The organism is Clostridium sp. UBA7339 (genome assembly GCF_002470865.1).
GTDB lineage: Bacteria > Bacillota > Clostridia > Clostridiales > Clostridiaceae > Clostridium_J > Clostridium_J sulfidigenes.
This window is the reverse complement of record NZ_DKPI01000003.1, coordinates 102670-115750: the sequence shown is the minus strand read 5'-3', so window position 1 is coordinate 115750 and position 13081 is coordinate 102670. Positions and strand designations below refer to the sequence as shown.

11 protein-coding genes and 2 tRNA genes are annotated in these 13081 nt (G+C 30.1%); all 13 read right to left on the bottom strand.

The window, feature by feature from the left end; translation table 11 throughout:
• Positions 1-33: 33 nt before the first annotated feature.
• Positions 34-231, bottom strand: coding sequence for a hypothetical protein (locus tag B2S02_RS00820; RefSeq protein ID WP_035132938.1), 198 nt, complete (start codon positions 229-231; stop codon positions 34-36).
• Positions 232-349: 118 nt separating this feature from the next.
• The gene (gene nudC / locus B2S02_RS00815) at positions 350-1156 is read right to left on the bottom strand and encodes an NAD(+) diphosphatase (protein ID WP_346876171.1); all 807 of its coding nucleotides are present in this window, start codon (positions 1154-1156) and stop codon (positions 350-352) included.
• Between the two features lie 126 nt (positions 1157-1282).
• Positions 1283-1358 (bottom strand) — tRNA-Lys (locus tag B2S02_RS00810).
• Between the two features lie 221 nt (positions 1359-1579).
• A tRNA-Lys gene (locus B2S02_RS00805) sits at positions 1580-1655 on the bottom strand.
• 127 nt (positions 1656-1782) lie between these two features.
• On the bottom strand, positions 1783-2919 hold the full coding sequence (locus B2S02_RS00800; RefSeq protein ID WP_346848071.1) for an alanine/ornithine racemase family PLP-dependent enzyme: 1137 nt from the start codon (positions 2917-2919) through the stop codon (positions 1783-1785).
• A gap of 233 nt (positions 2920-3152) precedes the next feature.
• Positions 3153-4622, bottom strand: coding sequence for a PLP-dependent aminotransferase family protein (locus tag B2S02_RS00795; RefSeq protein WP_346848070.1), 1470 nt, complete (start codon positions 4620-4622; stop codon positions 3153-3155).
• 137 nt (positions 4623-4759) lie between these two features.
• On the bottom strand, positions 4760-5218 hold the full coding sequence (locus tag B2S02_RS00790) for a hypothetical protein (protein WP_346848069.1): 459 nt from the start codon (positions 5216-5218) through the stop codon (positions 4760-4762).
• A 271-nt stretch (positions 5219-5489) separates the two neighbouring features.
• Positions 5490-6668, bottom strand: a complete 1179-nt coding sequence (locus B2S02_RS00785) for an O-antigen ligase family protein (protein WP_346848068.1) — start codon at positions 6666-6668, stop codon at positions 5490-5492.
• Positions 6669-7240: 572 nt separating this feature from the next.
• The gene (purD, locus tag B2S02_RS00780; protein ID WP_346848067.1) at positions 7241-8485 is read right to left on the bottom strand and encodes a phosphoribosylamine--glycine ligase; all 1245 of its coding nucleotides are present in this window, start codon (positions 8483-8485) and stop codon (positions 7241-7243) included.
• Positions 8486-8515: 30 nt separating this feature from the next.
• A complete protein-coding gene (gene purH / locus B2S02_RS00775) occupies positions 8516-10033 on the bottom strand; it encodes a bifunctional phosphoribosylaminoimidazolecarboxamide formyltransferase/IMP cyclohydrolase (protein ID WP_346848219.1) in 1518 nt (505 codons plus the stop codon).
• Between the two features lie 4 nt (positions 10034-10037).
• Positions 10038-10652: a phosphoribosylglycinamide formyltransferase gene (purN, locus tag B2S02_RS00770; RefSeq protein WP_346880249.1), complete on the bottom strand. Its 615-nt coding sequence runs from the start codon at positions 10650-10652 to the stop codon at positions 10038-10040.
• Positions 10640-11638 carry a phosphoribosylformylglycinamidine cyclo-ligase gene (purM, locus tag B2S02_RS00765; protein WP_346880248.1) on the bottom strand — a complete coding sequence of 333 codons (999 nt, stop codon included), beginning with the start codon at positions 11636-11638 and terminating at the stop codon, positions 10640-10642. The genes purN and purM overlap by 13 nt, the downstream gene beginning before the upstream one ends.
• A gap of 16 nt (positions 11639-11654) precedes the next feature.
• Positions 11655-13079 carry an amidophosphoribosyltransferase gene (gene purF, locus B2S02_RS00760; protein WP_035132922.1) on the bottom strand — a complete coding sequence of 475 codons (1425 nt, stop codon included), beginning with the start codon at positions 13077-13079 and terminating at the stop codon, positions 11655-11657.
• Positions 13080-13081: the final 2 nt, after the last annotated feature.

The following is a 13081-nucleotide window of genomic DNA, read 5'->3' as shown; positions in this document are numbered from 1 at the left end:
GAAATAGCCCTTTTATAAATAAAATATTTAATTTTAATAACCGTTTTTTTTTGCTACGATACCACTTTCATTGGTACCTGGCTCTTCAATAGTAGTATTAAAGCTACTTTGAGCGTATTGACCTTGAGATTTATTCCCATTACGAAGATAGTTCTCCTTTTTGTATTTCCTTTTATCTTCTTCACGTTGTTTAATCTCATATTGTTGTTCTCTTAATAAATCATGATCCATCTTTATCCCTCCTTTAACACATATATTCATTGTTTATTATGTGTTAAAGTTTTTATAGTATACTGTTAAACACAATATACTTTTCCTATGAATTCTATTATTAATTTAATTTTAAAATCTAGATCTCAGTATAATTATCCTTAAACCAATCTATTAGTTTTCTTGCAATACTAATGCTTCCAGGAATACTAGGTAAGTTATTTACCTCAAACCAGTTTGCCTCTTCAATTTCAACTCCATCAACCTTTATTTCACCCTTATCATATTCTGCTGTGAACCCTACCATAAGAGAATTAGGAAATGGCCATGGTTGATTACCAAAATATTTTATATTTTTAACTTCTATTCCCACTTCCTCCATTACTTCCCTCTCTACACATTCCTCTAATGTTTCACCAGGTTCCAAAAACCCTGCTAAAACACTATAAAAATTATGTTTTGACTTAGCATTTTTAGCAAGAAGTAATTTACCATCTTTAACTATAGCAACTATTATAGCAGGACTTATTCTAGGGTAGCTTATAAAACCACACTGTGGACATATTTTCCCATATTCATTTAGTATAGTATTAGTACTATTACCACAAACACCACAATATTGATGGGTTCTATCCCAATTCATGATTTGAATAGCACGTCCTGCTTCTATATATATTTCATCAGAAACTTGTCCATATAAGTTTCTTAAGGTTATAAATTTCATACCCAAAGGTTCTGTATACTCTTTTGATACCTCTACAGAGTAACATTTACCACAACTTCTAGTTCCTAGATCTTGAACTCTTACTGGATTAATATTAACTGATTCTAAATCTTTAAATCTTGGTATAAAAATTTTATCCTCTTTTTCTTCTACTAATAATTCATTTTGTCTAAATATAAACCAAATAGGAGCATTAGTTTTTTCTGTTGATAAATGATTCATTATTTTTCCTTCTTTCATTTTGTATAAAATCTATATTAACCTTAATATATTTTATTAATTAAGTCTATACTATTTTTTAGTTTAAAATGTAAAATACCTCGTAATACTTATTAGTACTACGAGGTATGGTGCGCCATCAGGGGTTCGAACCCTGGACCCCTTGATTAAGAGTCAAGTGCTCTGCCAGCTGAGCTAATGGCACATGTCCTTGTCACAAATATTATTATACAACCCACTGTAAGTTTTGTAAAGTATTTTATTAAAATACATTAAATAAATATTTATCATTTAATGTAAAAAAATATAAACCAATTCAGTTTATACTTAAATAGATTAATTTAATCATATTAATTATTTTACGAGCTACTTTTTTCAAAAAAATTTTTATTAAAAAGAAACAACACTCTACAGTGTTGTTTCCCTTGGTGCGCCATCAGGGGTTCGAACCCTGGACCCCCTGATTAAGAGTCAGGTGCTCTGCCAACTGAGCTAATGGCACATGTCCTTGTCACAAATATTATTATATTAATATTATTTAATTTTGTAAATAATTATAGGTATATACAATAGATTTCAAAATATCTATTGTATATACCTATATTGTATTTAAACATCCTTTATCTTCATTATATAAATTTCTTATTTACATCCCTTGATCCACTTAGATATAATAAGTGTGGATAATATATATTGAATTCTATAACATCACCAACTTTATAATTTGTCTTACAGTCTTCTATATCTATAATTAAATGGTCACTACTAGCACCAATTACCTCTATATTTTTATCTATAGGTATTAAAGTATCTACAGAAACAAAATCCTGCTTACCTATTGCCAATAATGCACGTCTTCTTTCACCTCTATCTTCATAGGTGGGCTTATTCCCAAATGCATCTATAAATATTTCACCAATTGGATGAGATGGCTTATTTTTAACTTCCACTACCTGAGCTTTTAGCACAAAGGCATCTTGATGTAACATGGACATATCATACTCCCAAAAATCATCTAAATCCTTAGCAACTAATATTCCTTCTCCAATTCTTAAATTATTAATTTTACTTGGTATTTTTCCATCCCAAATTAAAGTTAACGAAGAAGTAGCTCCTCCTGAAACCACATCCAATTCTCTTCCAATCAAAGCTTCTATTTTTTCTGCCACATTACATAATTTACCTAAATTCTCTTCTGTAGGTTTCACAGAACCATAGCATCCTAAATTTGTCCCTATACCATAAAGTTTTACATTAGTTAATTCTTTCTCTACATATAAGGCTAAGTTTATGAACTCTTTTTCATCTACAATACCTTCCCTTAAATCACCTAAATCCATCATTAAAATAACTTTGTGATTCTTGTTTTTGTATTTACACTCTTCGTTTATTTTCTTTAAAGTTTCAATTTCAGAGTTTAAACTTATATCCACATATTCCACTAATTGTTTTATTTCATTATGCATAGGTATTCTTATAAGCATAACAGGTTTTTTTATACCTTGTTTTTTCATCTCTATAACTTGATTTATTCTAGATGTAGCAAGATACTCACATCCTGCCTTATCCATCTCTGAAACTATCTGTGGCATAGCATGTACAACTTTAACTACTCCTGCTACAGAAATTCCTTGATTCTTACATAAATCCACTACATATTTAGTATTATCATATACCTTTTTTAAATCTATCTCTAGTAGCGGAAATTCTTCCAGCTCCTCTATTTCTTTTATATGGATATCATTAATCAAAGTGTTTTCTAACATAGTATCCTCTCCAGTCCCCTAATATAAAGATACCTAATTTAAATTAGTTTTATTTAACAGCTGCTATCTTGTTTATATTATAAGAAAATTCACTCAATACTTCTCCATCCATATTAATTAAAATAAACCCAACCAAAAACTACTCATAACACAACCATATAATTATGTTATGAGTAATTAAACAAATACAATTCTAAATTTAGTTGATTGCTTAATCGCTCTAAACAGAGTTCTTACCTTCTAACTAATTCTTTAATAAGCAATGATAGTTTTAATAAACCTTCCTCTAGCTCTTCTATAGGTGCATATGAAAAAGATATTCTCAAAGAATTGTTAAAATTAGCATCATATATATATCCAGGATACAATAAAATTCCCATTTTACATGCTTCATCAAAAAGCTTATACATACCTATTTTATACTTTAAAGTAATCCAAACATAATAACCCCCTGAGGGTATTTCCCAAGTAGCTATATCCTTGAAGTATCTATTTAAAGCATTTATTGTTACATCTCTTCTTATAGTTAATTGACTTCTTATCTCTTTTAAATGATTTTCATACAACCCCGTTTCTAGCCACTTACCCACAGTAAGTTGTGATAAAGAGCTAGAACCATAATCAGTTTGCATCTTTATATCACCTAATCGTTCAATTACTGGTTCTGGTCCCACAATCCACCCAATTCTTAATCCTGGACATAATGTCTTTGATACACTCCCTACATATAATACCAATCCATTAGTGTCTATACTCTTAATAGGGTCCGGTGGTGGAGCGTCAATCCAAAGCTCCCTATATACATCATCTTCAATAATAGGTAACTTCTCTTTCTGACAAACCTTTATCAACTCTTTTCTTCTTTTTTCTGACATGACTATAGAAGTAGGATTTTGAAAATTTGGTATAGTATATAGTATAGATGGAACATGTTTTTTTATGTAATCTGGAATTAAATTAGCCATAACTCCTTCATTATCCATAGGTATCCCACTTCTTCTCATATCTAATGACTGAAATATTTGAAGTGAGTACATATAAGAAGGATTTTCTAACAATACAGTAGAACCCTTTTGCAATAATCCCATAGAAATTAGCTGCATTGCTTGCAAAGCTCCAGAAACAATAAGTATAGAACCTGGTGATGCATATATGCCAATTGTCTTTAAATAATTACTTACTTGCTGCCTAAGATACATAGTTCCACTGGGACTTTCATATCCTAAATTATCCATATCCCTTGCTACTTCATTTAATATTATTTTCATATCTTCTTTTGGAAATAATTCTGATGATGGTTCTCCAGTGCTCAATCGTATATAATCTTCTCTAAACTCAAGGGTATTGATTTTCTTAATAGTCTTAACATTAGGGATATGAATGCCTTCATCAATATAGGACTTCCAATCTGGTTGTATATTAGATAATAAAGGTGATACATTATTTACTATTTTAGTTCCACCCTTTCCCTTACCCTCTAAGATTCCTTCTGCCTTTAACTCATCTATAGCTGAAACAATAGTACTTCTATTTACATTAAAAATTTTAGCTAATTCTCGTTGCGTAGGAATCATGAATCCGACTTGCCATTCTCCTCCATTTATTTTCTCCTTAAAGTACTCTACAATTTGAATATATAGAGGCTTATTTATGTTTTTATCCGGCTTCCAATCTATATTTATTATATTTATCTCTCCCTTCAAGATAATAATATACTATTAAATATATTTGCTTATCTATTTAATATATTAACCTAAATATTTCTTCTTTTATAGTCCTTTATAAAAATAGAGCTTAATTATCAGATGATAACTAAGCTCTTATAAATTTAATTTTTCTATTAGGATTGCATTTCTATCTCTTTCTCCTCTAAGTAAGTACATATGGCTCTGAAATCATCTATCCAATGAATTTTTGCAAGTTCTCGCAAATCTAGAATTATACCTGTACTTTTATGTTTGATATACTCCATATTATAGATTTCCGTTTCTACAAAATTATTTATATAACTATATATACATGGAACAAATTTATCCCAATTCTGTTCAAAATATTTAGTTTTTGCATAACATAATCTATTTATATGAAATATTATCCCTATAGGCGTACTCTTCGTGGCTAGTTTATGACTAAAATATTCTTGATTAGGGTATTTTGGCTCTACTCTTTCCCAATATAAGTTTTCATTGGGATGTAAATTGAATTTATCAATTATTTTGCACTTTTCTTCCCCCAACTCTTCTCTCATCAACTTTTCTCTAATAGGCTGTTCCAGCTCTTTTAAATACTTTAGATTCATAATGTAATGCCCCCTATTAAAACCTTGTTATAAATTTCTTAATTTCATTTTATTGCTTTATATAGCAATTTACCAATACTAATTATTGATAAGTATAATAATACTTATTGGTAATATTAATACAACAATATAAATTAATCTATTATACTAATTACATATATAATTTTAATAAATGAAAATCCTGTACTTAGCCTTTACTTAAGCTCTAATATATAAAAAAAGCTTTTATGAGAATAAACTTCTTCATAAAAGCTTTTACAAAACTTAATAACTATACAGCTATACTTCTTCTTTTTGAAAACACACTAACACTTTCTTTTGCTAGAGCCGTGACTATAGATGATGATCCAATAAATAGTATTCCTATTTGTGGAGTTATTATTGTAAAATCAATTACTCCATGAACTAAAACAACTACTTGTATTGCCATAAGTAAAGCTACACTACTATATCCAGATTTATAAAGATATATTAAATCTTTATAGATATTTGCTCTTATATATAAGTAAATTAAAAGTCCGATTACTCCTAAAGAAGTTAATAATGATAGCCATATATTATGAGAATGATTAATAACAGAACTATATCTTGAATATTCATTACCATGCTCTATAGTTCCTAACATTCCCCAACCAATCAATGGTTTCTCATCTATCATCTTTAAAGATCCTAACCATATTTCTTCTCTAGTGTCAAAAGACCTCTCCATCTGATGACCAGTAATCTCTTGAGAAATATCAGATACTTTTGGAGGAGTAAAACCTACTATACCTATAACTAATAAAATAGATATAACAATTATTATATCACTCTTATTTCTTTTTACTTTCAATAGTAATAGGGAAACTAATCCAAATATTAATCCAATAAAAACCCCTCTTGAGCCAGTTAAACAAAGATTTATTAAAAATAGAGCTGTAGCACTATAATATGCCAACTTCACCTTAACACTTTTACTATTAGAAGCATAGTATATGGCCATTATCATCATAATAGCAAACCAATCTCCAGCTATGTTCGGATTTCCAAAAGTACTAAAAATTCTATGATTAGTTGAAACCTCCAATGGTACACCTAAAAATTTTTTCCACAGTTCCATTGGGAAATATGCAAAAGTAACCTTTTCTATAATTCCAACAATTCCCGAAAAAATTGAAAACTTAATTAAATAATTACATATTATTTCCAATTTTTCTTCTGTCTTGCAATAGTTTTGTAATACTACACTTATAGTAAAATATAAGAAAAAAACTATTGAAACAGCGGCAGACATAATACTTTTATTAAGAAGTCCAGCTAATAGAGACCAAAGAAACAAAAGAACCAATCCCATATTCCAACTATTTTTCTGTATTTCCTCTCTCATCTTTATAACTCTATAAGTAGTATATACTCCGGTAAATAATGCAGTATATGGAGACATAATAATTAATAATATTAAATTAAACATAATCTTCACCTTTATTTTTCTATTCTTCCATATATAATATGTTATTATCATCATGGAAATTATTTTATAGTTTTACATAATAATGTGTTCTTAAAATCCTCTATATATATCTTACACATTTTTACTAATTTTGTTAATACTTTTTACATATTTTGGTATATATTTTTTAACACATAAATTTTTAACACATAAATATACACATTGATTATAATACATTATGTACGAATTTATTTCAACATAAAAAACATATTGTAATAAATTCGTAAGAACTTCCTCACTGTATATTATAGGATTTAAAGTTACTTCATATACCTTAAATTAATAAAATTATACCCTTTTCTCTTTTCTCTTTTCTCTTTTCTCTTTTCTCTTTTCTCTTTTCTCTTTTCTTTAACTATTTTACAATCAAGACTACTCTATAAACTAGATTTTAAATAAATGTAGATTTACTTATGAAAACCATTTTCTGAAATTTTCACAAAGCCTATAAATATATAATATAGTGAGTATATAAATAAAAATGCTAAGGAGTAGCTATATTCCACCTCCTTAGCATTTTCTTATTTCAGTATTTATTTACCTATATCTTTTCTATAATACATTCCATTAAAATTTACTTGTAATATCCCTTTATAAGCCTTTTCTCTTGCCTCTTCTAGATTATCTCCAAGAGCTGTAACTCCTAAAACTCTACCACCATTAGTAATTAATTTATTATATATGGAATCAGCTCCAGCAATAAATACCTTTTCACTACAACTATCAACACCTGTAATTAACTCACCTTTTTCATATCTCCCCGGATATCCTTTCGAAGAGCCTATAACACAACAAGCTGTCTTATTTTTAAACTTAACTATATCATCACTAAGTTTTCCTTCTATTGCAGCTTCAATTATATCAATAAAATAACTCTCCATAAGAGGTAACACCACCTGTGTTTCTGGATCACCCATTCTAACATTATACTCTAAAAGATATACTCCTTTTTCGCAAATCATCAATCCAAAGAATATTATTCCTATATAGTCTAGATTTTCTTCCTGTATCCCCTTAAGCGTTGGCTTTAAAATATCCTCTTTAAAGGCTTTTAAAACACTTTCATTACAGTATGGGTTTGGAGCCACAGTTCCCATTCCACCTGTATTAGGTCCCTTATTATCCTCAAATATAGTTTTATGATCCTTAGATGATATAAATGGAATTATAGTATTTCCATCCGTAATACTTAATATTGAAGCTTCTACACCTGGTAAGAATTCTTCAATTATAATTTCCTTACCTGCTCCTCCAAAAGTATCATTAACCATGAAATCATTAATGGCTAAAATTCCTTCTTCCTTAGTTTCAGCTATAACAACGCCCTTACCTGCAGCAAGTCCATCAGCTTTTATAACTATTGGATATTCAGCCTTTTCCAAATACTCTAAAGCCTTCTTTGAATCTCTAAAAGCTTCATAAGCTGCAGTTTTAACTCCATATTTTTTCATAAATTCCTTAGCAAAGGTTTTGCTTCCTTCAAGAGTTGCTGCTTTCTTACTAGGTCCAAATATTTTTAGATTGTGACTTTTAAATAAATCTACTATACCATTACATAAGTATACTTCTGGTCCAACTACAGTTAAATCTATAGAGTTTTCTAAAGCAAAGTTTAGAAGTTTATCATTATCTGTTAAATTAATATTTTCACATTTATGTTCCATAGAAGTACCACCATTTCCTGGAGCACAATATATCTTTGAAACCTTATCACTCTCACCGAGCTTCCATGCTATAGCATGTTCTCTTCCACCATTTCCTATGACTAAAATTTTCATAAAATCACCTCCAGTTTAACTTATAGGATACTAATGTTTAAAATGTCTCATTCCTGATAAAATCATAGGTATGCCATACTCATTGCATGCCTCAATACTCTCATTGTCTCTCATAGATCCACCTGGCTGAATTATTCCTTTTATATTATGTTTACTAGCTTCATCTACACAATCTCTAAATGGGAAGAACCCATCAGAAGCAAGGATTACTCCATCTCCAGCTCTATCTATAGCTTGAGTTGTAGCCCAAATTCTATTAACTTGTCCACCAGCTATTCCCTTGGCCATACCATCCTTAACTACTACTATAGCATTGGACTTTACATATTTACAAACCTTCATTCCAAATATCATATCACTCATATGTTCCTTTGAAGGGTTTGCTTCTGTAACTACTTTTAATTCCTCATAAAGCTTTCTATCTACATCTTGTACTAATATACCTCCATCTACAGAAACAACTTCTTTTTTATCACTTGGTTTACTCATACATTTTATAACTCTTAGATTTTTCTTTGTTTTAAGTACTTCTAAAGCTTCTTCTTCGAACTCAGGCGCAATAACAATTTCTAAGAAAGTTTTTTTCATTTCTTCTGCTGCCTCTTTAGTTACTTTAGTATTAATAGCTACTATACCTCCAAAAATTGAAACATTATCACAACTATATGCTTTACTATAAGCATCTAAAGCAGAATCACCCACCGCAACTCCGCATGGTGTATTATGTTTTAAAGCACAACAGGTAATTTCTTCAAATTCATTTACTACTTTCCAAGCTATATCCATATCCTTTATATTATTGTAAGAAAGTGCCTTACCATTTAATATTACAATATTATTAAGCATTCCAGTTTTATTTGTGTTAGTAAATACAGAAGCTTCTTGATGAGGATTTTCTCCATATCTTAAATCTTCCATTTTTTCATAAGATAAGGATAAATACTTATTTGAATGCTTATCCTTATTCTCCATGTGGTTTAATAAGTATTCACATATTGCACTATCATAGGCTGTGGTTAAGTTAAATACCTTCATAGCAAGATATTTACGAGTTTCAAAGGAAACTTCTCCACTTTCCTTCATTTCCTCCATAACTATTTTATAATCTTCTACATCACTTATTACTACCACATCTTTAAAGTTTTTAGCAGCACTTCTAAGCATTGTTGGACCACCTATATCTATAAATTCTACTGTTTCTTCAAAGGTTAATCCCTCATTAGCTTTTTCAAAGAAAGGATATAGATTAACACAAACTAAATCTATAGTATCTATTTCTCTTTCTTTTAAAGTCTTCATGTGCTCCTCATTATCTCTAATAGCAAGGATACCTCCATGAACTACAGGGTGTAGTGTTTTTACTCTTCCATCTAACATTTCTGCTGCCTTTGTAACTTCTGCTACTTCTTTAACTTCTATGTTATTTTTCTTTAAAAGACTATAGGTACCACCAGTAGATATAACTTCTATCCCATGCTCTACTAAGAATTTTGTAAACTCTACAATTCCATTCTTATCATAAACACTTATTAAAGCTCTTTTCATAATTCCATTACTCCTTTATAATAACTTTTCTATCCTCTATAAAAAGCTTATGCTCACTCATAAGCTTTATAGCTAATGGCAAAGCTTTATGTTCTTCTTCTAATATTCTTTTTTGTAGCTTTTCTGGAGTGTCATCTGATTTTACATTTACTACATTCTGGATAATTATAGCTCCTGTATCTGTATTTTCATCTACAAAATGTACTGTACATCCACTAACTTTTACACCATAATCTATTGCAGCTTCATGAACTTTAATTCCATACATTCCTTTTCCACAAAAGCTTGGAATAAGTGAAGGATGAATATTAATTATTTTCTCTTTAAAACCATCTACTAAAGGAGATGATATAATTGATAAATATCCCGCAAGAACAATTAAATCCACCTTATCATTTAATACTTCATAAATTTTATTGCTTAGCTCTTTCTTATATATCTTTCTATCTAAGACTAAAGTATCAATATTGTGTGCTCTAGCTCTTTCTATTCCATAGGTTCCTTCTCTATCACTTATGACATACTTAATATTTACATCTTTTAAATATCCATTTTTAATGTTATCAATGATAGACTGGAGATTAGTTCCTCCACCAGAAACTAATACTGCTATATTAAGCAAACTCCTCCACCTCCAGTTTGTACTTTACCTATTTCATAAGCTTCTTCTCCAAGAGCTTTAAGTTCATTAATCACATCATTTTTAACTGAGCTATCTACCGCAAGAACCATACCTATTCCCATGTTAAATGTATTAAACATATGATACTCGTCTACGCCTTTATTAATTAAATATTGGAATATAGGTTGTCTTGGGAAAGAATCCTTTTTTATCTCTGCTGTAAAGTTATCTTTAAACATTCTTGGTACATTTTCATAAAATCCACCGCCAGTTATATGTGACATTCCATGGATATCAAATTTCTTCATAAGTGCTAATACTGGCTTAACATATATCTTTGTTGGTTCTAATAGAATTTCTCCTAAGGTTCTTCCTTCAAGGACTTCATCATAATTCTCAACAACTTTTCTTACAAGGGAATAGCCATTACTGTGTACACCAGAAGAAGTTATGCCTATAAGTGCATCCCCTTCTTTAATTTTACTTCCATCTATAATTTCATCTTCATCTACAATACCAACAGCAAATCCTGCAAGATCATAATCTCCTAAATTATACATTCCTGGCATTTCTGCTGTTTCTCCTCCAATAAGCGAAGCATAACTTTGTAGACATCCTTCACTAACACCTTTTACAATATCACTGGCTATTAGAGAATCTAATTTTCCACAAGCAATATAATCTAGGAAAAATAAAGGTTTAGCACCATGACATAGAATATCATTAACACACATAGCTACACAGTCTATCCCTACTGTATCAAATTTTTTAAGCTTGATTGCAATTTCAATCTTAGTCCCTACTCCATCAGTACCTGAAACTAGTACAGGTTTTTTATATCCTTCCGGTAGTTTTACCATTCCAGCAAAACTTCCAATCCCATTTAAAACCGATGAAGTTAAAGTTCTTGCTGTATATTCTTTCATAAGTTTTACCGCTTTATAACCTTCTTCTATATTAACCCCTGCATCTTTATATGTTATCATTCTATATCACTCCTTACTAAAATTTAACTGGTGCTGATATTGGATACTCTCCATCAAAACATCCACAACAAAATCCATGGTCACTATCAAGACATTCTAATAAGTTTTCTTTTGAAAGATAGACTAGACTATCTGCTCCAATAACTTCCCCTATTTCTTTTTCATTCATTTTCTCACCTATAAGCTGACTTCTATAAGGTATATCAATACCATAATAACAAGGATATTTAACCATAGGAGAGCAAACTCTAAAATGAACTTCTGAAGCCCCAGCTTCCTTAAGCATAGTTACCAATCTCTTACTTGTGGTTCCACGTACTATAGAATCATCTATTAAAACCACTCTTTTACCAAAAACATTTTCTTTTATCACATTAAGCTTTACATTTACAGAAGCTTCTCTCTCTTCTTGTGTTGGGGCTATAAAAGTTCTTCCAATGTACTTATTCTTAATAAGTGCCATATCTATAGGTATACCTGATGCCTTTGCATATCCCATTGCAGCTGACATTCCTGAATCTGGTACCCCAACTACTATATCAGCTTCCACAGGTGCCACTTCATAAAGCTTAATTCCTGCTTTATATCTAGAATTATTAACACTAATTCCATCTATAACACTATCTGGTCTTGCAAAATATATATATTCAAAAGAACAGGTGGCAAGCTTAGATTTTTCACCAAACTTTATGGATTTTACACCTTCTTCATTAATTACAACTACTTCACCAGGCTCAACATCTCTTATAAATTCAGCACCTGTAGCATTAAGTGCACAACTTTCTGATGCTAATACATAACTTTCATTTATTTTACCAAGGCATAGTGGTCTAATTCCATAAGGGTCTCTGACTCCTATTAACTCATTTTCAGTTAATATTACAATAGCAAAGGAACCTTTTATTGCTTGCATAGAATCAATTACACTTTGAAGTATACCTTTCTTAGCACCTCTAGAAATAAGGTTTATAATTACCTCAGTATCAGTAGATGTTTGAAACATACACCCTGATTCTTCTAACAGTTCTTTAATGATATCAGCATTAGTTAAATTTCCATTGTGAGCTATAGCAATGTTTCCTAGCTTAAATTTACCCATAAGTGGTTGAGCATTTTTTAATGAACTTCCGCCTGCTGTAGAATATCTTACATGCCCAATTGCACCATATCCCTTTAATTCCTTTAAGGTTTTCTTACTAAATATTTCAGATACAAGACCCATATCCTTATGGCAATTCATATCACTTCCATCAAAAGTTGCTATTCCTGCGCTTTCTTGACCTCTATGTTGAAGGGCATAAAGACCATAGTATGTCCTTTTTGCCACATCTAAATTATCCTTTTTACTATATATACCATATACCCCACACTCATCATGAAATTTATCTTCATCATAACACTCATATCCATCGTAACTAGAAGCCTTAAACTTAAAATCCATTA

Coding starts and splice junctions, on each gene's coding strand:
- B2S02_RS00820 (WP_035132938.1), bottom strand. CDS start 231: ATGGATCATGATTTATTAAGAGAACAACAATATGAGATTAAACAACGT.
- nudC (WP_346876171.1), bottom strand. CDS start 1,156: ATGAATCATTTATCAACAGAAAAAACTAATGCTCCTATTTGGTTTATA.
- B2S02_RS00800 (WP_346848071.1), bottom strand. CDS start 2,919: ATGTTAGAAAACACTTTGATTAATGATATCCATATAAAAGAAATAGAG.
- B2S02_RS00790 (WP_346848069.1), bottom strand. CDS start 5,218: ATGAATCTAAAGTATTTAAAAGAGCTGGAACAGCCTATTAGAGAAAAG.
- B2S02_RS00785 (WP_346848068.1), bottom strand. CDS start 6,668: ATGTTTAATTTAATATTATTAATTATTATGTCTCCATATACTGCATTA.
- purD (WP_346848067.1), bottom strand. CDS start 8,485: ATGAAAATTTTAGTCATAGGAAATGGTGGAAGAGAACATGCTATAGCA.
- purM (WP_346880248.1), bottom strand. CDS start 11,638: ATGATAACATATAAAGATGCAGGGGTTAATATAGAAGAAGGTTATAAA.
- purF (WP_035132922.1), bottom strand. CDS start 13,079: ATGGATTTTAAGTTTAAGGCTTCTAGTTACGATGGATATGAGTGTTAT.